At 65.4% G+C, this 22,939-nt stretch carries 26 protein-coding genes; 13 read left to right on the top strand and 13 right to left on the bottom strand.

Features of this window, described 5'->3' with window-relative positions; all coding sequences use genetic code 11:
• The first annotated feature begins 23 nt into the window (after window positions 1-23).
• From AX729_RS11605 to AX729_RS11595, 3 genes are read left to right on the top strand one after another with little or no spacing between them, the layout of a single operon-like run.
• Window positions 24-359, top strand: coding sequence for an ArsR/SmtB family transcription factor (locus tag AX729_RS11605; RefSeq protein ID WP_061023082.1), 336 nt, complete (start codon window positions 24-26; stop codon window positions 357-359).
• Window positions 356-832 carry an SRPBCC family protein gene (locus tag AX729_RS11600; protein WP_061023080.1) on the top strand — a complete coding sequence of 159 codons (477 nt, stop codon included), beginning with the start codon at window positions 356-358 and terminating at the stop codon, window positions 830-832. Before AX729_RS11605 ends, AX729_RS11600 begins: the two co-directional genes overlap by 4 nt.
• 12 nt (window positions 833-844) lie before the next feature.
• Window positions 845-1,258: a GFA family protein gene (locus AX729_RS11595; RefSeq protein ID WP_061023078.1), complete on the top strand. Its 414-nt coding sequence runs from the start codon at window positions 845-847 to the stop codon at window positions 1,256-1,258.
• A gap of 4 nt (window positions 1,259-1,262) precedes the next feature.
• Here AX729_RS11595 and adhP read toward each other — a convergent pair whose 3' ends face one another.
• From adhP to AX729_RS11540, 11 genes are all read right to left on the bottom strand, one after another.
• Complete coding sequence (gene adhP, locus AX729_RS11590; protein ID WP_061023075.1) at window positions 1,263-2,288, bottom strand: alcohol dehydrogenase AdhP; 1,026 nt, start codon at window positions 2,286-2,288, stop codon at window positions 1,263-1,265.
• Window positions 2,289-2,423: 135 nt separating this feature from the next.
• On the bottom strand, window positions 2,424-2,834 hold the full coding sequence (locus tag AX729_RS11585; RefSeq protein ID WP_061023073.1) for a DUF2000 family protein: 411 nt from the start codon (window positions 2,832-2,834) through the stop codon (window positions 2,424-2,426).
• 166 nt (window positions 2,835-3,000) lie between these two features.
• On the bottom strand, window positions 3,001-3,390 hold the full coding sequence (locus AX729_RS11580; RefSeq protein WP_061023071.1) for a DUF4189 domain-containing protein: 390 nt from the start codon (window positions 3,388-3,390) through the stop codon (window positions 3,001-3,003).
• Between the two features lie 93 nt (window positions 3,391-3,483).
• Complete coding sequence (locus AX729_RS11575; RefSeq protein WP_061023069.1) at window positions 3,484-5,088, bottom strand: NTP transferase domain-containing protein; 1,605 nt, start codon at window positions 5,086-5,088, stop codon at window positions 3,484-3,486.
• Window positions 5,085-5,810: an XdhC family protein gene (locus tag AX729_RS11570; RefSeq protein WP_061023067.1), complete on the bottom strand. Its 726-nt coding sequence runs from the start codon at window positions 5,808-5,810 to the stop codon at window positions 5,085-5,087. The genes AX729_RS11575 and AX729_RS11570 overlap by 4 nt, the downstream gene beginning before the upstream one ends.
• A 2-nt stretch (window positions 5,811-5,812) precedes the next feature.
• The gene (locus AX729_RS11565) at window positions 5,813-6,136 is read right to left on the bottom strand and encodes an XdhC family protein (protein ID WP_007602422.1); all 324 of its coding nucleotides are present in this window, start codon (window positions 6,134-6,136) and stop codon (window positions 5,813-5,815) included.
• 10 nt (window positions 6,137-6,146) lie between these two features.
• The gene (locus AX729_RS11560; protein ID WP_061023066.1) at window positions 6,147-7,349 is read right to left on the bottom strand and encodes a vWA domain-containing protein; all 1,203 of its coding nucleotides are present in this window, start codon (window positions 7,347-7,349) and stop codon (window positions 6,147-6,149) included.
• Window positions 7,350-7,478: 129 nt separating this feature from the next.
• Window positions 7,479-8,402, bottom strand: a complete 924-nt coding sequence (locus tag AX729_RS11555; RefSeq protein ID WP_061023064.1) for an AAA family ATPase — start codon at window positions 8,400-8,402, stop codon at window positions 7,479-7,481.
• A 62-nt stretch (window positions 8,403-8,464) separates the two neighbouring features.
• Entirely contained in the window at window positions 8,465-9,271 is an 807-nt protein-coding gene (locus AX729_RS11550) for an FAD binding domain-containing protein (RefSeq protein ID WP_061023062.1), read from the bottom strand.
• Between the two features lie 27 nt (window positions 9,272-9,298).
• Complete coding sequence (locus tag AX729_RS11545; RefSeq protein ID WP_061023061.1) at window positions 9,299-9,784, bottom strand: (2Fe-2S)-binding protein; 486 nt, start codon at window positions 9,782-9,784, stop codon at window positions 9,299-9,301.
• A 134-nt stretch (window positions 9,785-9,918) separates the two neighbouring features.
• Window positions 9,919-10,365 carry an SRPBCC family protein gene (locus AX729_RS11540; protein ID WP_024340831.1) on the bottom strand — a complete coding sequence of 149 codons (447 nt, stop codon included), beginning with the start codon at window positions 10,363-10,365 and terminating at the stop codon, window positions 9,919-9,921.
• Window positions 10,366-10,536: 171 nt separating this feature from the next.
• Here AX729_RS11540 and AX729_RS11535 point away from each other — a divergent pair, with 171 nt between their 5' ends.
• From AX729_RS11535 to AX729_RS11525, 3 genes are all read left to right on the top strand, one after another.
• A complete protein-coding gene (locus tag AX729_RS11535; protein ID WP_061023058.1) occupies window positions 10,537-11,892 on the top strand; it encodes a 3-carboxy-cis,cis-muconate cycloisomerase in 1,356 nt (451 codons plus the stop codon).
• A 15-nt stretch (window positions 11,893-11,907) separates the two neighbouring features.
• Window positions 11,908-12,690, top strand: coding sequence for a 3-oxoadipate enol-lactonase (pcaD, locus tag AX729_RS11530; protein WP_061023056.1), 783 nt, complete (start codon window positions 11,908-11,910; stop codon window positions 12,688-12,690).
• A 104-nt stretch (window positions 12,691-12,794) separates the two neighbouring features.
• Complete coding sequence (locus AX729_RS11525; RefSeq protein ID WP_061023055.1) at window positions 12,795-13,187, top strand: carboxymuconolactone decarboxylase family protein; 393 nt, start codon at window positions 12,795-12,797, stop codon at window positions 13,185-13,187.
• Here the strand turns inward: AX729_RS11525 and AX729_RS11520 are convergent.
• The gene (locus AX729_RS11520) at window positions 13,149-13,703 is read right to left on the bottom strand and encodes a hypothetical protein (protein ID WP_061023053.1); all 555 of its coding nucleotides are present in this window, start codon (window positions 13,701-13,703) and stop codon (window positions 13,149-13,151) included. The two genes, AX729_RS11525 and AX729_RS11520, sit on opposite strands and share 39 nt — an antisense overlap.
• On the opposite strand from AX729_RS11520, the gene AX729_RS40445 reads away from it, so the two are divergent.
• The 6 genes from AX729_RS40445 to AX729_RS11495 all read left to right on the top strand — a co-directional run bounded on the left by AX729_RS40445 (window position 13,672) and on the right by AX729_RS11495 (window position 19,408).
• Window positions 13,672-14,145, top strand: a complete 474-nt coding sequence (locus tag AX729_RS40445) for a hypothetical protein (protein ID WP_197433577.1) — start codon at window positions 13,672-13,674, stop codon at window positions 14,143-14,145. The two genes, AX729_RS11520 and AX729_RS40445, sit on opposite strands and share 32 nt — an antisense overlap.
• 163 nt (window positions 14,146-14,308) lie before the next feature.
• Entirely contained in the window at window positions 14,309-15,226 is a 918-nt protein-coding gene (locus tag AX729_RS11515; protein ID WP_061023052.1) for an ABC transporter permease subunit, read from the top strand.
• A gap of 12 nt (window positions 15,227-15,238) precedes the next feature.
• Window positions 15,239-16,558, top strand: a complete 1,320-nt coding sequence (gene livM / locus AX729_RS11510) for a high-affinity branched-chain amino acid ABC transporter permease LivM (RefSeq protein ID WP_061023049.1) — start codon at window positions 15,239-15,241, stop codon at window positions 16,556-16,558.
• Complete coding sequence (locus AX729_RS11505) at window positions 16,555-17,400, top strand: ABC transporter ATP-binding protein (RefSeq protein ID WP_283807792.1); 846 nt, start codon at window positions 16,555-16,557, stop codon at window positions 17,398-17,400. The genes livM and AX729_RS11505 overlap by 4 nt, the downstream gene beginning before the upstream one ends.
• Window positions 17,397-18,131, top strand: a complete 735-nt coding sequence (locus tag AX729_RS11500; RefSeq protein ID WP_061023047.1) for an ABC transporter ATP-binding protein — start codon at window positions 17,397-17,399, stop codon at window positions 18,129-18,131. The genes AX729_RS11505 and AX729_RS11500 overlap by 4 nt, the downstream gene beginning before the upstream one ends.
• A 158-nt stretch (window positions 18,132-18,289) precedes the next feature.
• Complete coding sequence (locus tag AX729_RS11495) at window positions 18,290-19,408, top strand: branched-chain amino acid ABC transporter substrate-binding protein (RefSeq protein ID WP_061023045.1); 1,119 nt, start codon at window positions 18,290-18,292, stop codon at window positions 19,406-19,408.
• An 81-nt stretch (window positions 19,409-19,489) separates the two neighbouring features.
• On the opposite strand, the gene AX729_RS11490 is transcribed toward AX729_RS11495, so the two are convergent.
• Window positions 19,490-19,876 carry a response regulator gene (locus AX729_RS11490; RefSeq protein WP_061023042.1) on the bottom strand — a complete coding sequence of 129 codons (387 nt, stop codon included), beginning with the start codon at window positions 19,874-19,876 and terminating at the stop codon, window positions 19,490-19,492.
• 235 nt (window positions 19,877-20,111) lie between these two features.
• Here AX729_RS11490 and AX729_RS11485 point away from each other — a divergent pair, with 235 nt between their 5' ends.
• Window positions 20,112-22,937: a PAS domain S-box protein gene (locus tag AX729_RS11485; RefSeq protein WP_156456879.1), complete on the top strand. Its 2,826-nt coding sequence runs from the start codon at window positions 20,112-20,114 to the stop codon at window positions 22,935-22,937.
• Window positions 22,938-22,939: the final 2 nt, after the last annotated feature.

Below are 22,939 nucleotides of genomic sequence, written 5' to 3'. Positions count from 1 at the left end.
TTAGCACGCACTAATTTAACTTCATGACTGAAGCCGCCCCAAGTCCTGTCACCACCGTGATGCGCGCCCTCGCCGATCCGACCCGCCGCGCCGTATTCGAGCGCGTGTTCGAGTGCACGGAGATCAGCGTCGCCGAGCTGACGCGCGGCAGCGGCGTCACCCAGGGTGCGATCTCGCAGCACCTGAAGTCCCTCAAGCAGGCCGGTCTCGTGGCCGAGCGCGCCGAGGGCCGCAACGTCTATTACCGCGCCGCGCCGCAAGGGCTCGAGCCCCTGGTCACCTGGATGGACCATTACGGCGTGTTCTGGCGCGAGCGCTTCCAGAACCTGCGTGACCTCTTGAAGGAGATCGATCCGTGAGTGCTGCTGCTTCCAACATTCGAGCCCCAGACCAAACCAAAGACATCGTCATCGACGAAGTCTTCCCTCACGCAACCGCGACGATCTGGAAGGTGTTGACCAGCGCCCAGCTGATTGCGCGCTGGCTGATGCCACCGACCGGCTTCGAGGCCGTCGAAGGCAACACCTTCACGTTCAAGACCAACCCGGCGGGCGCCTGGGACGGCACGATCCATTGCCGCGTTCTGGAGGTCGTGCCGAACCAGCGCTTCGTCTATGCCTGGAAGGGTGGCGACGAGAGCAATACCGGTTACGGCTCGGCGCTCGACACTATCGTCACCTGGTCGCTCACGCCGGTTGAAGCAGGCACGCGCGTGCGTGTGGTGCATTCGGGCTTCGTGACGCCGAAGAACGACACCGCCTATCGCAACATGAGTGACGGCTGGGTCAAGGTTGTGCAGCGGCTCGACGCCGTCGCCGGCGAAGACAAGTAAGGAGGCCGCGTGATGGACAAGCCCTATACCGGCGGCTGCGCCTGCGGCGCGATCCGCTATTCGATTTCCGGCGAGCCGCTATTCAGCAATCACTGCCAGTGCCGGGATTGCCAGCAGGAGAGCGGCAGCGGCCACGGCTCGTACGCGACTTTCGCGCGCGCTGGCGTCTCGCTGACCGGAGAAGCGAAGCATTGGGACATGACCGCCGACAGCGGCAACGTGAAGACGCGCAGTTTCTGCGCGCGATGTGGCGTGCCGGTCTACCTGACCTTCTCCGCAATGCCCGACATTTTCACAATCCGCGCGGCGAGCCTCGACGAGCCCGCCCGCTACAAACCGCAGGTGGTCACTTACGCCGCACGCGGGCTCGGCTGGGATCATCTCGACCCCAGCCTCACGACGTTCGCGGGCATGCCGCCGGGATGAAGCCTCAGGCGAAGTCCAGCACCATGCGGCCGTCGATCTTGCCGGCCTTCATCCGGTCGAAGACGTCGTTGATTTGCGCGAGAGGTACCTTCGTCACCTCGGCCTTGACCTTGCCGTCGGCGGCAAACGCGATGGCTTCGTCGAGGTCACGCCTCGTGCCGACGATGGAGCCGCGCACGGTGATGCGCTTGAGCACGACGTCGAAGATCGGTGTCGGGAATTCACCTGGCGGCAGGCCGACGAGGCTGACGGTGCCCTTGCGGCGCACCATCTTCAGCGCCTGCGCAAAGGCCGCGGTCGACACCGCCGTCACCAGCACGCCGTGCGCCCCTCCCCCGCTCGCCGCCAGCACCTGATCCACCGCGCCGTCCGCGAGCGCGTTGACGGCGAGGTCGGCGCCGGTCTCGCGTGCGAGCTTGAGCTTGTCCTCGGCGATATCGAGGGCCGCGACCTTGAGCCCCATCGCCTTGGCGTACTGGATTGCGACGTGACCGAGCCCGCCGACGCCCGAGATCACGACCCACTCGCCGGGCTTGGCCTCGGTCTCCTTCAAACCCTTGTAGGTGGTGACGCCGGCGCACAGGATCGGCGCGATGGCGGCGAAATCGACCGTCGCCGGCAGTTTTGCAGCGAAGGCGGCCGAGGCGATGACATATTCGGCGAAGCCGCCGTTCACGCTATAGCCGGTATTGTGCTGGTGCTCGCAGAGCGTCTCCCAGCCGGTCTCGCAATATTCGCAAGCCATGCAGGCGTCATGCAGCCAGGCGACGCCGACGGCATCGCCGACCTTCAGATTCTTCACGCCGGGTCCGAGTGCAGCGACGATGCCGGCCACCTCATGACCGGGGATGAAGGGCGGCACCGGCTTCACCGGCCAGTCGCCCGACGCCGCATGGAGGTCGGTGTGGCAGACGCCGCAGGCCTTGACCTTGACCAGGACCTCACCGGGGCCGGGCTGCGGAACCGGCACGTCCTCGATCACCAGCGGCTTGCCGAATTGTCTGACGATTGCAGCTTTCATGGTGGGCATCGATCTGCTCCCTTGCATCCTGGGCGCAGACTAGCGATGGCGGACCCGGCTCCTTTGACGGGCGTCAAACAGCCCAAAGTTTGCGCAGGCCGATCGCAATCATGACGTTGCGATGACGCGCTACGCGAAGCGGGATCAACTGTGGAACTTCAATCCATCGACGATCTTGTCGATCACCTTGCGCTCGGCGCGCATGGCAATGCCGACGAGGTTGAGGTCGGGGCGTGCCACCGCTTTCACCGCCTCGCGATTGGCGGCATCGTGCGTGGTCTTGAACATGTCCTCGGTGTACACCGCCGGCTTTACAGCACGCGTCAGCGCGCGATCGAGCGCGCGCGACAGCGCCGGCCCGTCGGCGCCGTAGATCAGGATCGGTTGGCCGATCAGCGCGTGATATGTCGTACCCGAGGCGTCTTCATAGGGCTCACCGATGCATTCCGGAAAGGCGGCGGCGATGCCGCTGGTGAGAAACGAAGCGACGTTGAGCTTCTGCCAGGTCTGAAGATCGGTACGGATCACCACGGCGATCTTGGTGTCGAACTGCATATGGTTCCTCAGTGTCATTCCGGGGCGCGCCACTCGGCGCGAGCTACGGTGCGCAATTGCGCACCTGAGAATCCATCGCGCTACCCAGCAAGTGCACGAGTGGATTCCGGGCTCGATGCTACGCATCGCCCCGGAATGACAGCAAGAGGAATCAACGCTCCAAGAATCAACCCTTGGCGTCGCAGGCCCAGGCGCGGATCACGCATTCCTTGCCGCCGTACTTGTAGCATTCGCGCGTGGCGGCATTGAGCGAGGCCGATATCTTCGGCTTCACGGCATAGCCATAGGCGCCGCAAGGATTCGAAAGATCGACCGACATCGCAGCGCAGGCGCGCTTCATCGTGACGGTCGTGCAATCGCCCTTGCACTGCTTCTGCGCCGCAGCGCGCGCCTCGTGCTCGTGGCCGTAATCATAGGCCTGACCATAGGCGCCGCATTTGCCGACCGCAAAGGCGCCGGCAGCATGGGCTTCAGTGATGTAACGGGCACCGGCGACACAGACGGACAGCGCAAAGAAAAACATCGCGCAACGGCGCGCGACGACGTTCGAAGCCATGGAAAAACCCCTCCCCCCAAGGCAGGTGAAGGCGACTCTAAGCGGCGGTCGTTTCCAGATGGTGAACGGAGGGTTGAAACTGCGAGGTGGATTTCACCCGCCTCTTGCCGCTTCCAGCGCCTGCGGCGTGTCGATGTCGAGGAACGCGCTCTCGCCGTCCACAGGCACTTCGGCGACGGCCTCGGCGTGCTTGGCGATCAAATGCCGCGCGCCGACGTCGCCGTCGAGCGTCATCAATTCCCTAAAGAAGCGGCGCGACCACAGCACGGGATTGCCGCGACGGCCTTCGCTGACGGGCACGACGATGAGATTGCCGCGGTCCGGCGCGAAGCCGTCAATGAGGCGGTCGATCAGGCCGGCGTCGATCAGCGGCATGTCGCCGAGGCACACCACGGCGCCGTCGCACGCCTCGGGCACGGCGGCGATGCCGGCCTTGACCGAGCTGGCGATGCCGCCTGTGAAATCCGGATTGCGGAAGAATTTCACCTTCAGGCCGTGCAACGCCTGCTCGATCAGCTCGGCCTGATGCCCGGTAACGACGATCACCTCGGACGCTTTGGAGGCCAGCGCCTGTTCGGTCGCGATCCGCACCAGCTTCTTGCCGTCGAGCTCCGCGAGCAGCTTGTTCGGCCCGCCCATGCGGGTGGAGCGGCCCGCGGCCAGCACGATGGCCGCGACCTGGCGGTTGCCTTCGGTTTCCGGCTTGGCGCGCGGCTGCGGCCGGGTCACGATCTCCATCAGGAGGCCGCCGACGCCCATGCCCATCAGTTCGGACCGCGTCACCCTGATGCCGGCGAGGAGCCGCATCAGGACCCAGTCAAACCCGTTCTCGACCGGGGAGCGTGCACAACCCGGCGCGCCCAGCACCGGGACGCCGCCGGCGCGGGCGATCAGAAGCAGATTGCCGGGATCGACCGGCATGCCGAAATGCTCGATCTCGCCGCCGATGCCGGTGACGGCCGCCGGGATGACGTCGCGCCGGTCGGCGATGGCGGATGCGCCGAACACGATGACGAGTTCGGCACCGAGCCCCAGCACTTCCCTGATCGCGGCCGCCAGCGCCTGCTCCTCGTGTGGGACACGCCGCTCGGCGACGATGCCGGCGCCGGCCGGCGCGAGCCGCTCGGCGGTGACGCGCAGCGTCTTGTCGATCACCTTGGAAGACAGGCCCGGCAGCAGCGTCGAGACCACGCCGACGCGCTTGATGACGTAAGGCGCGACCTTCAGGACGTCCTTGCCGGCGGCCTGAACGGCGGCATCGCGCAAACGTCCTTCGACGCCGAACGGGATGATCTTGACGGTGCCGACCATCTCGCCCTCGACCACCGGCTTGAACGCGGTGAGCGTCGCGAAGGTGATGGCCTCGTCGACATTGTTGATGCGGTCGACGGCGGCGCGGTCGACCACCAGCACGCCCGGACGGGCCGCAAACAGATTGGCGCGGCCGGTGAAGGCGCGCTCGACATGAATGCCCTCGCCGCCGACGGCGAGCGCGATGCTGGCGGCGGCGACATCCTCGGAGACGTCGCACGCCTCCATGCGCACCACGACGACGTCCTTGACGCCGGCACGCTCCAGCGCCTCGACCTCGGCGGGGCCGATCGTCGTGCCTTTCTTCAGCACCAGCGGACCCTGCCGCAGGGTGTGGACGGTCACTCCGCCGATCGCATCCCTGGGGCTGGCCGGGCCGAACTTCATGCCGCTTCTTCTTTTTCTTTCGGCGGCAGCCGAAGCACGGCCGTGATCTCGGCCATGATCGCCACCGCGATCTCGGACGGCGAGACCGCACCGATCGGAAGGCCAATAGGCGCGTGGATGCGTCCGATGTCGCTTTCCTTGGCGCTCGGAGATGTGTATAAGAGACAGCCCTGCGCCCGCAACCGTTCGGCCCGCTTGGCATGCGTCTTCCGCGAGCCGAGCGCGCCGATATAGAAACAGTTGCGCTCGAAAGCGTGCAACAGCGCGGGGTCGTCGATCTTGGGATCGTGCGTCACCGCGACGAAGGCGGTGTAGGCATCGACGTTGAGCGGTGGCAGCGCGGTGTCCGGCCATTCGGCGATCAGCGGAATGTCGGGAAAGCGCTCCGGGCTTGCAAAGGCCGTGCGCGGATCGACCACGGTGACATCGTAGCCGAGCGAGCGCGCCAGCGGCGCCAGCGCCTGGCTGATATGGACCGCGCCGACGATGACGAGCTTTGCCGTCGGCGCGTAGACGTTGAGAAACAGCTTCTTGTCGCCGGCCTCGACACTGGCGCTCTTGCCCATGCGAAGCTGCTTTTCCAGCTCAGTGCGCAAGGGATCCTTGGCGAAATCCTTCGCCTTCACCAGCCGCTGCTCGCCGCTCTCGGTGTCGGTCACCAGGATCACAGGCCGGCGCGCGGCGCGCTCGGCATTGAGTTCGTGCAGAATCTCGAGCTTCACGGCTAACCGACCTTCTCGACGAAGACGCGGATGGTACCGCCACAGGACAGCCCGACATTCCAGGCGGTCTCGTCGGCGACGCCGAACTCCAGCATCCTCGGCTTGCCGCTCTGGATCACATCCATGGCCTCGGTCACCACGGCACCCTCGACGCAGCCGCCGGACACCGAACCCAGAAAGGTCCCCTCGTCGTTGATGACGAGGCTCGAGCCCGCCGGGCGCGGCGCCGAACCCCAGGTCTCCACGACGGTGGCGAGCGCGACGCCACGGCCGGCCTTCTGCCAGTCCTCCGCCGCCTTCAGAATATCCTCGTCGCGATCGAGCATGGTGGGCCTCTCAAGCTGCGGAGCGGATCAGGCTGCGGTGATGCGGCGGCAGCGGCCGGGAGAGCGTGGTGATCAGCTCCTGGATCGAACTCAAATTATGTACCGGGCGGAATTCGTCAACGTGCGGCAGCATCATTTTGATGCCCTGCGCCTTGGCCTCGAAGCCGCCGAACCGCAGCAGCGGGTTGAGCCAGATCAGGCGCCGGCAGGACCGGTGCAGCCGGTCCATCTCGAAGGCGAGCTTGGAATCGGCCTCCCGTTCCAGCCCGTCCGAAATCAACAGCACGATGGCGCCCTGGCTCAGCACGCGGCGCGCCCACAATTTGTTGAAGTTGTGCAGCGAGGCCGAGATCCGCGTGCCGCCGGCCCAATCCTCGACCGAGGCCGAGCAGCTCGCCAGCGCCTCGTCGGGGTCGCGCTGCCGCAGCGCGCGGCTGACATTGGTCAGGCGCGTGCCGAACAGGAACACCGAGACACGTTTGCGCGCGTCGGTGATCGCGTGCAGGAAATGCAGGAACAGGCGGGTGTATTCGCTCATTGAGCCCGAGATATCGAGCAGCGCGACGATCGGCGCCGGCTTCTCGATCCGCCCGAGGCGATGAATGTCGATGATGTCGCCGCCCGTGCGGAGCGATGCCCGCAGCGTGCGGCGCAGGTCGAGCCGCATGCCCCGGGCGTCGGGCCGCTGCCGGCGCGTCAGAAGCTCGGCCTGCGGCAGGTGCATCCGCTCGACGGCGCGGAGCGCCTCGCTGATCTCGGCCGCGCTCATCTGCGCGAAATCCTTCTTCTGAAGGATCTCCTTGTCGGAGACTGACAGGCGCAGATCCTGCTCCTGGTGCTGCGGCGTCTCCGTCATGCGCGGCTGCGACATCGCCTCCTGCACGCGGCGCGCGCCCGCCTGCGGCTTCTTCTTGGCCTGCTCCGGCAGCGGCACCGAATCCAGCATGTGCTTCCATTCTTCCGAGGCGCGGAAGAACAGGTTGAACGCCTGCCTGAAGACCAGCGCATGCTCGTGGCGCTTGACGAAGATCGCCTCCAGTGTGGTGAAGACGTCAGACCGGTTGCCGATGTCGATCACCTGCAGCGCGCTCATGGCATCGATCACCGCGCCGGGCCCGACCGGCATGCCGGCGGCGCGCAACGCGCGGGCGAAGCCGACGATATTGTCGGCGAACTGTTCGGTCTGCTCGGGCGCCAGGTGGTTGATGGCCATGGGTGCAACACTCTCAACCGTCATTCCGGGCCGCGCCCCTTGGCGCGAACCCGGAATCCATCCATCCACCAACTCTGCGGCCCAATGGATTCCGGGTTCGCGCTGCGCGCGCCCCGGAATGACGGAAAATCAATTCTCGCTCGTCGCTTCCTTCAGCACCTTCTGCAAGGCATCGCCCTGCATCCGGGTGATGTCGTCCTGATACTTGAGCAGCGCGCCGAGCGTGTCGCCGACCACTTGCGGGGTCAGCGACCGGGCGTCGAGCTCGGACAGAGCGGTGGCCCAGTCGATGGTCTCGGCGACACCCGGCGACTTGTAGAAGTCCTGGTTGCGCAGCGCCTGCACGAAGCGCACGACCTGCTGCGACAGCTTCGCGGAGATGCCGGGCACGCGCGACTTGACGATCGCAAGCTCGCGCTCGGCGGCGGGATAGTCGACCCAGTGATAGAGACAGCGCCGCTTCAGCGCGTCGTGGATTTCGCGGGTGCGGTTCGAGGTGATGATGACGATCGGCGGATGCGGCGCCTTCACGGTGCCGAATTCGGGGATCGTCACCTGGAAGTCGCTGAGGATTTCGAGCAAATAGGCCTCGAACGCCTCGTCGGCGCGGTCGAGCTCGTCGATGAGAAGCACCGGCGGGCCGGCCACGTCGGGCTCCAGCGCCTGAAGCAACGGCCGCTTGATCAAGTAGCGGTCGGCGAAGATGTCGCTCGCGAGCTGGTCGCGATCGGTGTCGCCGGCGGCTTCCGCCATCCGGATCGCGATCATCTGCGCGGCGCTGTTCCACTCGTAGACCGCGGAGGAGACGTCGAGGCCTTCATAGCACTGGAGTCGGATCAGCTTCCGCCCCAGCGCCGCCGAGAGCACCTTTGCGATCTCGGTCTTGCCGACGCCGGCCTCGCCCTCCAGGAACAGCGGCCTGCCCATGCGCAAGGAGAGGTAGGTCACCGTCGCCAGCGACCGCTCGGCGAGGTAGCCCCGCGACGTCAGAAGTTCGAGCATCGCATCGACCGATGCCGGCAAAGCACCGGACGAGTTGGGCGCTGAAGTCATGAGAAAGCCAGTCTTACTACGCCCTCATCGGGACAAGTTTGGGGCCAAAGCGTGAGGTCACCTCACGCTTTGGCGTTGGCGGCGTCGACAGCGCGCCGCGTCAGCACCCCGATGAGGTGCGCGCGGTATTCGGCGCTGCCGTGGATATCGCTGTTGAGACCTTCCGCCGGCACCGCGATGCCTTCCAGCGCCTTCGAGGCGAAGCGCTTCTTCAGGGCCTCCTCGAATGCGGTGACGCGGAAGACGCCTTCGGAGCCCGCGCCGGTGACGGCCACGCGCACGTCCGAAGGACGCCGCGCCACGAACACGCCGACCAGCGCGTAGCGAGAGGCCTGGTTGCGGAACTTGATGTAGGCTGCCTTTTTCGGCAGCGGGAACATCACCTTGGTGATGATCTCGTCGGCTTCGAGCGCCGTCGTGAACAGGCCCTGAAAGAACTCTTCCGCCTTGAGGCGGCGCTTGTTGGTGACGATGGTGGCCCCCAGCGCAAGCACCGCGGCCGGATAGTCGGCGGTCGGATCGTTGTTGGCGAGCGAGCCGCCGATCGTGCCCTTGTGACGCACGGCCGGATCGCCGATCTGGCCGGCGAGGTCCGCGAGCGCCGGGATCGCCTCACCGACGATGGCGGAGGTCGCGACCTCGGCGTGCTTGGCGGTGGCGCCGATCACCAGCGAGCGGCCCTTCATCTCGATCGCGTTGAGCCCCTCGATATGGGAGAGGTCGACCAGATGCGGAGGACTTGCGAGGCGCTGCTTCATGACGGGAATCAGCGTGTGGCCGCCGGCGATCACCTTGGCGTCTTCGTTCTTCACCAGGAGGTTGGCCGCCTGGCGGACGGTCCCAGGGCGATGATATTTGAATTCGTACATCTGAATGTCCTGATCGCGGGATGCGCGTTACGCGAGGTCGGATTTCGCCATCGCCTTCGCGCCGGCGGCGATCGAGGCGACGATGTTCTGGTAGCCCGTGCAGCGGCAGAGATTGCCTTCGAGCTCCTCGCGAATCGTGTGGTCGTCGAGCTCGTGCCCCTTGCGGTGCACGATGTCGATCGCGGTCATGATCATGCCCGGCGTGCAGAAGCCGCATTGCAGGCCATGGTGCTCGCGGAAGGCCTCCTGCATCGGATGCAGCGGCGCGCCGTCGGCAGCGAGCCCCTCGATCGTCTTGATCTCGTGGCCATCGGCCATCACCGCGAGCGTGGTGCAGGACTTCACGGCCTTGCCGTCGAGATGCACGACGCAGGCGCCGCACTGCGAGGTGTCGCAGCCGACATGGGTGCCCGTCAGCTTCAGGTTCTCGCGCAGGAACTGCACCAGAAGCGTGCGGGGATCGACGTTGGCCGTGACTGGATTGCCGTTCACGATGAGGGAGATCTTTGCCATAAGCACTCTCTATCAGCACCCCGACGGGTCCCGTCGAAGCGGTTCTTATAATTATTCCAACCCATCATATGGGCCAATATGCCCGGGGGCAACATCGCCCGGGACACAAGGCGCCATGCCGAAAGCGATAGGTGTCAGCCTTGTACCGCCTTGGCGAAGTTCGCGAAAAATTCGTCGGCCAGCTTCTTGGCGGTGCCGTTGATGAGGCGCTGGCCGAGCTGCGCCAACTTGCCGCCGATCTGCGCCTCGACGTCATAGGAGAGCAGCGTGCCGCCGTCCTTCTCCGCGAGCTTGACCACCGCGCCGCCCTTGGCGAAGCCGGCCACCCCGCCCTCGCCTTCGCCTGAGATCTTGTAGCCGTTCGGCGGGTCGAGATCGGACAGCGTGACCTTGCCCTTGAAGCGCGCCGACACCGGACCGACCTTCATTTTCGCCGTTGCGCGAAAGCCGCCATCGTCGGTCTTCTCCAGCTCCTCGCAGCCGGGGATGCAGGCCTTCAGCACCTCGGGGTCGTTGAGCTTGGCCCACACGGCCTCGCGCGGCGCCGCGAGCTGGACTTCGCCGTTCATCGTCATGGCCATGAGGTGCCTCCCGGATCGCCTAACTATAGTGCCGATCAAGTAACGCAGGCACGCGGCAAAGGAAAGGGCGTGGTCCGGTCACGTGCAATGCATATTCGCAACTGCAAAAAGACCTGTGCGGGCGGTTGGGGATTGGCACGGCCGGGCCATGATGATTAGGTCGCGCGCAACATGAGCACATCCCTCTCCCCCCTGCTCGCGCCGATGCTGTCGAGCGCTGCCATGCGCGCGGTCTGCGACGATCGGTCTACCCTGCAGAACATGCTCGATTTCGAGGCAGCCTTGGCCCGCGCCGAGGCCGCCACGGCTGTGATTCCGGCATCCGCCGTCGGCCCGATCGAGGCCGCGTGCAAGGCCGAATCCTTCGACATCGCCGCACTGGCCGAGGCTGCGACGCGATCGGGAAATCTCGCGATTCCCCTGGTCAAGGCGCTGACCGCCAATGTCGGCAAGGCGGACGCGGAGGCCGCGCGCTACGTGCATTGGGGCGCGACCAGCCAGGACGTCATCGACACCGCAACGATGCTGACGCTGCGCGCCGCCATCGATGCGTTGGACGTGGACCTCAGCCGCGCCATCAAGGGGTTTGCCGCACTGGCGCGCGGCCATCGCAACACCCCGATGGTGGCGCGGACCTGGCTCCAGCATGCGCTGCCGATGCCGTTCGGGCTGAAGGCCGCCGAATATGCCGCGAGCCTTGCCCGCGCCCGCTGCCGCCTGCGGCGGCTGTCCCGCGAGGGCCTTGCCTTGCAATTCGGAGGCGCCGCCGGCACGCTCGCAGCGCTCGGCGCCAAGGGGCTCGCGGTGGCCGAACGGCTGGCGCAGGAGCTCGATCTGCCGCTGCCCGAGGCGCCCTGGCATACCCATCGCGACCGCATCGCCGAGGCTGCATCCTGCTTCGCAATTCTCGCCGGCAGCTGCGGCAAGATCGCACGGGACGTCTCGCTGATGATGCAGACCGACGTTGCCGAAGCGTTCGAGCCCGCCGGCGAAGGCCGCGGCGGCTCCTCGACCATGCCGCATAAGCGCAACCCGGTCGCTGCCGCGAGCGCGCTGGGCGCCGCCACCATGGCCCCGCAGCTCGCCGCGACGATTTTCGCCGCACAGGTGCAGGACCACGAGCGCAGCGCCGGCCCCTGGCACGCGGAATGGCCGACGCTACCGCAATTGATGCTGGTCACCTCGGGGGCGCTGGCCGCCATCGTCGACATCGCCGAGGGCCTCGACGTCGATGCCGCGCGCATGCGCAGCAATCTCGATGCGACGCAGGGGCTGATCATGGCCGAAGCCGTCACATTCGCGCTGGCCGAGACGATCGGCAAGAGCGATGCGCATCATCTCATTGAAGCTGCGAGCAAGCGTGCGGTCGCCGAGAGGAAGCATCTCCGCGAGATTTTGTCGGCCGATTCGCGGGTGACCGCGCACCTTTCGCCGGAAAAAATTGCGGCATTGTTCGAGCCGATGGCCTATCAAGGGGCCTCGCAGGCCTTGATCGACCGCCTGCTCGACAGCCTTGAGCGCGAATAGATACGGAGACGCCGCATGCCCATGATCGATGCCGACGGATGCCTGCTCAACGTCTCCGTCGAGGGCCGCGACGGTGGACCGACCTTGATGCTCTCCAATTCACTCGGCTGCACGCTGCAGATGTGGGAGCCGCAGATGAAGGCGCTGACGCAGGTGTTCCGCGTCATCCGCTACGACCGCCGCGGCCACGGCAAGTCCAACGTTCCGCCCGGCCCCTACTCGATGGAGCGCTTCGGCCGCGACGTGCTGGCGATCCTCGACGATCTCAACATCGAGAAAGTGCACTGGTGCGGCCTGTCGATGGGCGGCATGGTCGGGCAATGGCTCGGCGCGAACGCGCCGGAACGCTTCGGCAAGATCATCCTCGCCAACACCTCCTGCTATTATGCCGAGCCGACCAGATGGCTGGAACGCATCGAGGCCGTGAAGAAGGGCGGCATCGCCGCGGTCGCCGATGCCGTGATCGCGGGCTGGCTCACCCAGGATTTCCGCGAGCGGGAGCCCGCGATCACCGCGAAGATGAAGTCGATGCTGCTTGCTTCCCCGGTCGAGGGTTATCTTGCCTGCTGCGAGGCGCTGTCGACGCTCGACCAGCGTGAGCTGCTGCCCAGGATCAAGAGCCCGACGCTGGTGATCGCCGGCCGCCACGACCAGGCGACGCCGATCTCGGCCGGTGAATTGATCCGCTCAAAGATACCCGGCGCGAGCATGACCATCATCGACGCCGCCCACATTTCCAACGTCGAGCAGCCGCACGCATTCACGGATGCGGTGGTGGGGTTCTTGACGCAGCGCTGATCTCACAACGCGTCATTGCGAGCGCAGCGAAGCAATCCAGAATTCCTCCGCGGAAAGACACTGGATTGCTTCGCTGCGCTCGCAATGACGAGAGGAGAAACACAATGGACGACCAGAAGCGCCGCGATGCCGGCATGAACGTGCGCCGAAAAGTGCTCGGCAATGCCTGGGTCGACAAGTCGATCGCGAACCGCAATGCCTTCAACACCGACTTCCAGGACATGATCACGCGCCACGCCTGGGGCGAGATCTGGACGCGGCCGCACTTCGACGAACGCACGCGGCGGGTGCTCGTCATCGGCACCATGGTGGCGCTCGGGCAGTGGGACGAGTTCCGCCTGCATGTGCGCGCGGCGCTCGCCGAGGGCGGCTTCACGCCCGACGACATCAAGGAAATCCTGCTTCAGCAGGCGATCTATTGCGGCGTGCCGGCCGCGAACCACGCCGTGAAGGAAGCTTCAGCGATTGTGCAGGAGCTCGGCCTGCTCAAGACCTAGCGGCTGAAGACTTGGCGGCTGAAGACTTGGCGGCGCGGCGGTCTCGACCCTCTTCGGCGCTGCCGCCGGCTTCTCGATCACCACCACGATGGCGGCACCGAGCAAGAGCAGGAGCTCGGTGGCGTGCAGTCGCAGTGCGGCCATCTCGCCGACCTTCGAGGCCATCACCATGCTGGCAAAGGAGATCAGGCTGCCGATCGCCAGCGCAATGCCGAGCGCTTCGTCGCTGCCGCTGCTCCTGCGGACACGGGGGATGCACAGAAGCACGAGGTAGATCGCAAAGAACGCCACCACGGTCAGGCGGCCGAGGGCCAGCAACCAGGCTGCCCGCACCGTGCTCATCCCCGCCATGTCGAGATGGTCGCTGAGAAACAACGCCACTGCGACGCTCGGTCGCTCATAGAGACCATGCACCGGCGAGACCACGATGTTGAAGGCGACAAGTGCCCAGGCCGGAATGAAATAGGCCGCCAGCAGCGCGCCGTTGACCGAACCGATCCGCCAATTCCTGAACATGCCGCTTCCTGCCTGGTTTGCCGACGCCTTCGGCGAAGACGGCGGCTTCGCGGAGCTAACTCGCATCCGACTGTGGCGGCAATTTAAACCCTTTGTTTACCTTAACTGCCCGGCGGGGCCGCCCCATCAAGGAAAAGGCCCCGCCTTTCGGCGGGGCTTTCCCTACGCAAACTCGCTACTCCTGACCGCGCTGGCCGCCCTGTTGCTGGCCGGGACGATCGCCCTGGCGCATCGGGTCGTTCTGCTGCTGCTGGCCGGGTTTCTGGCCGCCTCCCTGCTGCTGTCCGGGGTTCTGATTCTGCTGACCCGGATTCTGGTTCTGCTGCTTCGTCATTCGGGAAACTCCCTTGTTGGACGACAGGAAAGAAGCAACGCCCAGCATGCACCTTGGTTGCCTGGGAACCCGGTTCCTTCCACAACGGGGAACCCGGTCGTCAAATGATCTCTGTACAAGCCTTTGTGTCGAGGCTTGGCCAGTTGCGGCCGCCAGTTCCCTCCTGTTACAAAACCACGAATGCTCAAGGGCTGCCGGGGCCCGAGAAGAAACTTGAGAACTCTCTCGAAGAGCTTCCTTCGAGCCGCGTCAGGTTTGGTAACGGCAGCCCATGGATTATTTCGCCCAGCAGCTCATCAACGGTCTCGTCCTGGGCTCGATCTACGGCCTGATCGCGATCGGCTATACGATGGTCTACGGCATCGTCGGCATGATCAACTTCGCCCATGGCGACGTCTTCATGATCGGCGGCTTCATCGCGCTGATCACCTTCCTGATCCTGATCTCGTTCGGCCTGACCGCAATCCCCGTGATCCTGCTGGTCGTGCTCCTGGTCTCGATGGCGATCACCGCGCTCTACGGCTGGACCATCGAACGCATCGCCTACCGGCCGCTGCGCCATTCCTTCCGTCTCGCCCCGATGCTGTCGGCGATCGGCATGTCCTTCGTGCTGACCAATTATTCGCAGGTCGCGCAGGGCGCGCGCGTCAAGCCGATCCCGCCCGTCATCACCGGCGGCTATACCCTGCACGAGAGCGCGGACGGCTTCGTCATCCAGCTCTCCAACATCCAGATCATCGTGGTCATCACCACCATCGTGCTGCTGGCGATCTTCACCTGGCTGGTGTCGCGCACAAGGCTCGGACGCGACATGCGCGCCTGCGAGCAGGACCAGACCATGGCGGCGCTGCTCGGCGTCGACGTCGACCGCACCATCTCCATGACCTTCGTGATCGGTGCCGCGCTGGCCGCGGTCGCGGGCTTGATGTACCTGCTCTATTACGGCCTGGTCGATTTCTTCATGGGCTTCGTCGCCGGCATCAAGGCCTTCACCGCGGCCGTGCTCGGCGGCATCGGATCGCTGCCCGGCGCCATGCTCGGCGGACTCGCGATCGGCCTGATCGAGACGTTCTGGTCGGCCTATTTCTCGGTCGAGTACAAGGACGTCGCGGCGTTCTCGATCCTGATCGTCGTGCTGATCTTCATGCCGACCGGCCTGCTCGGCCGCCCCGAAGTCGAAAAAGTCTGACGGACCGGCCGCGTGACAGCTCCCTCGACCGAGACGGCCAAATCCGCAACGGGCATCCCAGCCCTCCTGAAAACGGCCGTGATCAACGCGCTGATCGCGCTGGTGCTGTTCTCGCTGATGGTCGGCGTCCGCACCGAGGCGGGCTCCGACGGCCAGCTCACCTACTGGACGCGTTTCGGCGAGCTCGCCTCGCTGGTCGCCGTGGTGTTCGGCGGCTCGATCGTGATCGAGCTGCTGCGGCGGTGGATCGGTCCGACCGGCGCCGAGAGGCTGGTCCCGCCCGCGGTGCAAAGCAGCATCTCCTTCATCGGCCGCTACCTTGCACCGGCGCTCCTGATCTTCACGCTGCTGGTACCCGTGATCTTCTATAACCAGCGCTACATCCTCGACCTCGCAATCCTCGTGCTCACCTATGTCATGCTGGGCTGGGGCCTGAACGTCGTGGTCGGGCTCGCCGGCCTGCTCGATCTCGGCTACGTCGCCTTTTATGCGGTCGGCGCCTATTCCTACGGACTGCTCGCCACCAATTTCGGCTGGTCGTTCTGGATCTGCCTGCCGCTCGCCGGCATCCTCGCGGCGTTCTGGGGCGTCCTCCTCGGCTTTCCCGTGCTGCGTCTGCGCGGCGACTACCTCGCCATCGTGACGCTCGCCTTCGGCGAGATCATCCGCCTCGTCATCATCAACTGGCAGGAGCTCACCGGCGGCCCCAACGGCGTCAGCGGCATTCCGCGCCCCTCCTTCTTCGGCATCCCCCTCGACAACAGCGACGAAGGGCTCGCCGCCAGGCTCGGCATCGAATATTCGGCGACCCACCGCATCATCTTCCTGTTCTACCTGATCCTGGCGCTGGCCCTCCTCACCAACTGGGTGACGATCCGGCTGCGGCGCCTGCCGATCGGCCGGGCCTGGGAAGCCTTGCGCGAGGACGAGGTCGCCTGCCGCGCGCTCGGCATCAACACCACGACCACCAAGCTCACGGCGTTCGCGACCGGCGCCATGTTCGGCGGCTTCGCCGGCGCGTTCTTCGCGACGCGCCAGGGCTTCATCAGCCCGGAATCCTTCACCTTCCAGGAATCGGCGCTGGTGCTCGCGATCGTCGTTCTCGGCGGCATGGGCTCGCAGCTCGGCGTGGCGCTTGCCGCGCTCGCCATGATCGGCGGCTTCGAGCTGTTCCGCGGCCTCGAGAACTACCGCATGCTCGTGTTCGGCATGTCCATGGTGCTGATCATGGTCTGGCGGCCACGCGGCCTGATCGGCCATCGCGCACCCACCGTGTATCTGACCAAGGCGCAGACGATCTCCTCCGATCTCGTCAAGGAAGGGAACGGATGAGCGCCGACAAGATGAACGACAAGATTCTTGGCGTCGACCGGCTCACCATGCGCTTCGGCGGCATCGTCGCCGTGCAGGACTTGTCATTTTCGGCGGAGCGGAAGAAGATCACCGCGCTGATCGGGCCCAACGGCGCCGGCAAGACCACGGTCTTCAACTGCATTACCGGCTTCTACAAGCCAAGCGGTGGCAGCATCCGTCTCGCCCACGACGACGGCGGGGTGTTCGCGCTGGAGCGGCTCAACGATTTCCGCATCGCCAAGCAGGCCAAGGTCGCGCGCACCTTCCAGAACATCCGCCTGTTTCCCGGCATGACCGCGCTGGAAAACCTGATGGTGGCGCAGCACAACGCGCTGATGCGCGCCTCCGGATTCACCCTCCTCGGTCTCCTTGGCGTTCCTGCCTACCGCGACGCCGAAAAACGCGCGATCGATCTCGCCACCGACTGGCTCAGGCGGGTCAACCTGCTCGACCGCGCCGATGACGCCGCCGGCAATTTCGCCTATGGCGACCAGCGCCGGCTGGAAATCGCGCGCGCAATGTGCACCGAGCCCGCCCTGTTGTGCCTGGACGAACCCGCAGCCGGCCTCAATGCGCGCGAGAGCGCGGCCTTGAGCGAGCTCCTGCTCTCGATCCGCGACGAACTCGGCACCTCGATCCTGCTGATCGAGCACGACATGTCGGTGGTGATGGAAATCTCCGACCACATCGTGGTGATGGACCATGGCGTCAAGATCGCCGAAGGCACGCCGCGCGAGGTCCGCGACGATCCCAAGGTGATCGCCGCCTATCTCGGCACCGACGAGGACGAGGCTGTGGCCGTGATGGAGAGCGGGTCGTGACGTCCCCCCTGCTTGCGATCCGCGGTCTTCGCGCCGCCTATGGCAAGATCGAGGCGCTGAAGGGCGTCGACGTCGAGATCAATGCCGGCGAGATCGTGGCCCTGATCGGAGCCAACGGCGCCGGCAAATCGACGCTGATGATGACGATCTTCGGCAAGCCGCGCGCCCGCGCCGGCCAGATCCTCTACGAAGGCCGCGACATCACCGGCGTGCCCACCCACGAGATCGCGCACTTGCGCATCGCGCAATCGCCGGAGGGTCGCCGCATCTTTCCGCGCATGAGCGTGGCGGAGAACCTGCAGATGGGGGCCGATGCCACCGGCGGCACCGAGGCCGAACGCGCGGCGACGCTCGAGCGCGTGTTCTCGCTGTTTCCGCGGCTGAAGGAACGCTACACCCAGCGCGGCGGCACGCTCTCCGGCGGCGAGCAGCAGATGCTGGCGATCGGACGCGCGCTGATGAGCCGCCCGCGCCTCCTGCTGCTCGACGAACCCTCGCTCGGCCTCGCGCCGCTGATCGCGCGCCAGATCTTCGACGCGATCCGCACCCTGAACCGCCAGGACGGGCTGACGGTGCTGATCGTGGAGCAGAACGCCAACCATGCCCTCAAGCTCGCCCACCGCGGCTACGTCATGGTCAACGGCCTGATCACGCTGGCCGGGACCGGCACCGAATTGTTGCAGCGCCCCGAGATTCGCGCCGCCTATCTGGAAGGCGGCCGCCACGGCTGACCGAGCCCGTGCCGGCAAGTGCGGCCGAATGCGGCGAGATATCTCCGCATATGCCCGTATTTTGCCGGTGACTTCTCCTCGAAATCATTCAAGAATGGCGCCGGTTTGAACCGGGCATTCCCGGCAACTTCCACAGGCGACCACCCGCGAGGTATCTCATGAAATCACTGAAGCTCATCGGTCTGGCATTCGGCGCATCGCTCGCGCTGTCGGGCGCGGCATTCGCGCAGGATGTCACCGTCGCAGTCGCAGGCCCGATGACCGGCGGCGAGTCCGCCTTCGGCCGCCAGATGAAGAACGGCGCCGAGATGGCCGTGGCCGATATCAATGCCGCTGGCGGCGTCAACGGCAAGAAGCTCGCGCTCTCCGTTGAAGACGACGCTTGCGACCCGAAGCAGGCGCGATCGATCGCCGAGAAGATCGCCGGCGCGAAAATCCCGTTCGTGGCCGGGCACTATTGCTCGTCATCGTCGATCCCGGCCTCGGAAGCCTATGCCGACGGCAACGTGCTCCAGATCACGCCGGCCTCGACCAACCCGCTGTTCACCGAGCGCAAGCTCTGGAACGTCGCTCGCGTCTGCGGCCGTGACGATCAGCAGGGCCTGATTGCTGCGCAGTACATCGCCAAGAACTACAAGGGCAAGAACATCGCCATCCTCAATGACAAGACCACCTACGGAAAGGGTCTTGCCGACGAGACCAAGAAGGCGCTCAACAAGGCCGGCGTCACCGAGAAGATGTACGAGTCCTACAACAAGGGCGACAAGGACTTCAACGCGATCGTCTCGCGCCTGAAGCGCGACAACATCGATCTGGTCTATGTCGGAGGCTATCATCAGGAGAGCGGCCTGATCCTGCGCCAGATGCGGGACCAGGGCCTCAAGACCGTGCTGATGGCCGGCGACGCGCTCGCCGACAAGGAGTACGCCTCAATCACCGGCCCTGCCGGCGAAGGCACGCTGTTCACCTTCGGCCCCGACCCGCGCAACAAGCCGACCGCGAAGAAGATCGTCGAGGCGTTCAAGGCCAAGAACATCGACCCCGAGGGCTACACCCTGTACACCTATGCAGCGATGCAAGTGTGGTCGCAGGCGGTCAAGAAGGCCGGCACCACCGACGCCAAGAAGGTCATGGAGGCGATGAAGGCCGGCAAATGGGACACCGTGATCGGCCCGATCGAATATGACGCCAAGGGCGACATCAAGCAGATCGACTACGTCGTCTACAAATGGGACGCCAAGGGCGGCTACGCCGAGATCAAGGGCAACGGGACCTAAGTCCGCTGGGCGGGCCTTTGGCCGCCATCCCACCACCATCGCGCCCCGGCTTACGCCGGGGCGTTTGTTCTTGCGGCGGGCTCACACGGCTGCGGGCAGCTCGTCGCCCGCCGCCGACTGGGCCTTCCGCAGTGCTTGCAGGAGATCGTTCGGCCGAAACGGCTTTTGCAGGCAGACCACGTTGGCGAGGTGGGGCGACTGTTCCATGAAGTCGAGGGTCGTCATCCCCGACACCGCAATGACGGGAAGCGCAGGCGCGCGCTCGCGCAGGGACGAGATGACGTCGACGCCGCTGGTATCGCCGAGGAAGATGTCGACGATCGCCACGTCAAAAGGGCCATCAGCGAAAGCTTTCAGCCCGGCTGCTCCGCTCTCGGCTTCGACGACCTCGAAATGATTGACCCGAAGCACGATTGCGACCATCGCGCGGACGTCCTTCTGGTCGTCGATGATGAGAACGCGAGGCATGGGGAAAACTTTCGATATCGCTGTCAAATCGCCCAATTCAAATCTGGAACCCGCCGCAGCGGCGGGGCATTATGACACCCCCCCGTAAAGCGCTCCTTACCCGATCGCCATTCCGTGTTCCCGCCGAGATTAAGAAAGCTGTAACCTTCGGTTGAGTCGAAGCGCGTTCCGTTCGCGATGCGCTCCCAGAACCCGCTACCATGAACAGGCGGCCGGCCGAATGAGACCAGCGGATATGCTCAAAACCGACCTGCTCAAGACCGACCCCCGAGAGGTGGACGTGCCTGCATCGATCGACCGAAGCACCTTTCTTTCCACCTTGCCGGCGACCTCGACCGACCGCGCCGCGGCGTTAGCGATCATCGGCGTATCGTCGGTCTTGTTCGCAATCGCGGTGCCTTTTGCAGGTATCCCGCTCCCACCCGTCCCGGCTTTCGTCGCGAGCTATCAGTCGGCGCTCGCCGTCAGCGACATCGTCACGGCAGTGCTGCTGATGACGCAATTCGCGGTGCTGCGAACCCGTGCGCTGCTGTGGCTCGCCACAGGTTATCTGTTCACTGCCGCGGCGGCGCTGGTCCATGCCCTCACCTTCCCGGGGCTGTTCACACCCACCGGGCTGTTCGGCGCGGGCCGGCAGACCACGGTCTGGCTCTACATGATCTGGCACGCCGGCTTCCCGCTTTGCGTGTTGGGCTATGCCTGGCTGAAGGATGCCGACGGTGGTGCCAGGATCCGGATCACAACGCGCGGCGCGATCTGCGCCAGCGTGTTCGGCGTGATCGCCGCCATTGCCGCCTTCACCTGGATCGTCACCGCCCAGCACGATCTTTTGCCGGTGCTGCTGCGCGACGGCCATTACACGCCGACCATGATGGGCGTCGTATCCCTCGTGTGGTCGCTGAGCTTCGCCGCGCTCGTCTCGCTCTGGTTCCGCAGGCCGCACTCGGTCGTCGACGTCTGGCTCATGGTCGTGATGTTTGCCTGGCTGTTCGACATCGCGCTGTCCGCAATCGTCAATGTCGCGCGGTTCGATCTCGGCTTCTATGCCGGCCGGCTCTACGGTCTCGGCGCGGCGACATTCGTTCTGGCGGTGCTCCTGGTGGAGAATGTCCGCCTCCAGACCCGCACGGTCGGCCTCGTCGGCAAGCTGCGCGAGCAATCGGCTTCGGAGCGCGACTATTACGTCAAGCGTCTCGCCCTCTACAGCGCGGTGGTCGAGTCCTCCAACGATGCCATCATCACCAAGACGCTCGACGGCATCGTCACCGGATGGAACAAGGCCGCCGAACGTCTGTTCGGCTATTCCTCCGCCGAGGCGGTCGGCAAGCCGATCGACATCATCGTGCCGCCGGACCGCAAGGCCGAGGTCTGGAGCATCCTCAACCGGATTGCCGGCAACGAGACGATCGCCCAGCACGAGACCGTTCGAATTCGAAAGGACGGCCGCGCGCTCGACGTCGTCCTGAACGTTTCTCCGCTGAAATCGGACAACGGAGAAATCATCGGCGCGTCCAAGATCGCCCATGACATCACCGAGGAGAAGGAGGCGCGGGAGAAGCTTCGCCGCGAGACCGAGGAGCGCCGGCGCATCTTCGAGACTTCGCAGGACCTGATCCTGGTCACCGACGGCTTCGGCAATTTCGTCCAGGTCAGCCCGAGCGTAAAGGACATCCTCGGCTTCAGCCCGGAAGACCTGATCGGGCGCAGCGCGACCGAGTTCGTTCACCCCGATGACCTCGAGAAGACGCGGAAGGAGATGCGCGCGGCGCGCCGCGGCGCGATCAAGCGGAGCTTCGAGGCGCGCTGCTATCACTACGACGGTCACGAGGTCACGCTGCACTGGATGGGCACCTGGTCCGAGCCGGTGAAGCGGCATTTCTTCATCGGCCGCGACCTCACCGAGAAGCAGGCCGCCGAGGCGCAGCTCAGGCACGTCCAGAAGATGGACTCCATCGGCCAGCTGACCGGCGGCGTCGCCCACGACTTCAACAACGTGCTGACGGTCATCACCGGCACGATCGGCATTCTCAGCGACGCGGTCGCCGACCGGCCCGAGCTTGCCGCCATCACCAAGCTGATCGACGACGCCGCCGAGCGCGGCGCGCAGCTGACCAGGCATCTGCTCGCCTTCGCCCGCAAGCAGCCGCTCCAGCCGCGCGAGATCGATGTCAATGCGCTTGCGCTCGAAGCCGCCAAGCTGCTGCATCCGACGCTGGGCGAGCAGATCACCATCATGCCGCAGCTCACCGAGGATGCCTGGCCGACGCTGGTCGACCCGGGCCAGTTGTCAACCGCGATCCTCAATCTCGCATTGAACGCGCGCGATGCCATGCCAGACGGCGGCACCCTGGTGCTGGAGACCCGCAACGTCTTCCTCGACGACGGCTATGCCAGCATGAATCCCGACGTCGTCGCCGGCAACTACGTGATGATCGCGGTCAGCGACACCGGCAGCGGGATCCCGGCGGAGCTGATCGACCGGGTGTTCGATCCCTTCTTCACCACCAAGGAGGTCGGCAAGGGCACCGGCCTCGGCCTGAGCATGGTGTTCGGCTTCGTCAAGCAGTCCGGCGGCCACATCAAGATCTACAGCGAGGAAGGCCACGGCACGAGCGTGAAGATCTACCTGCCGCGCTGCAACGGCGTCCAGGAGACCGAGTTCGAGGCGCTGCAGAATGCGCCCATCGCCGGCGGCAACGAGAGGATCCTGATCGTCGAGGACGACGCGCTGGTGCGGCAGTATGTGGTGACGCAGGTCAAGAGCCTCGGCTATGCCGCGCTCGAAGCCGCCAACGCGGCCGAAGCCCTCGCCATCGTCGACAGCGACAAGGAGATCGACCTGCTCTTCACCGACATCATCATGCCCGGCAACATGAACGGCCGCCAGCTGGCTGACGAGGCGGCCCGGCGCCGCCCCGGCCTGAAGACGTTGTTCACCTCGGGTTACACCGAGAACGCCATCGTCCATCACGGCCGGCTCGATTCCGGCGTGCTGCTGCTGGTCAAGCCCTACCGCAAGTCCGAGCTTGCCAGGATGCTGAGGACCGCGCTCGCCGGTTGAGC

Origin of the sequence: Bradyrhizobium sp. CCH5-F6 (genome assembly GCF_001556045.1) — a bacterium.
GTDB lineage: Bacteria > Pseudomonadota > Alphaproteobacteria > Rhizobiales > Xanthobacteraceae > Bradyrhizobium.
This window is presented reverse-complemented; position numbering and strand designations above follow the sequence as displayed.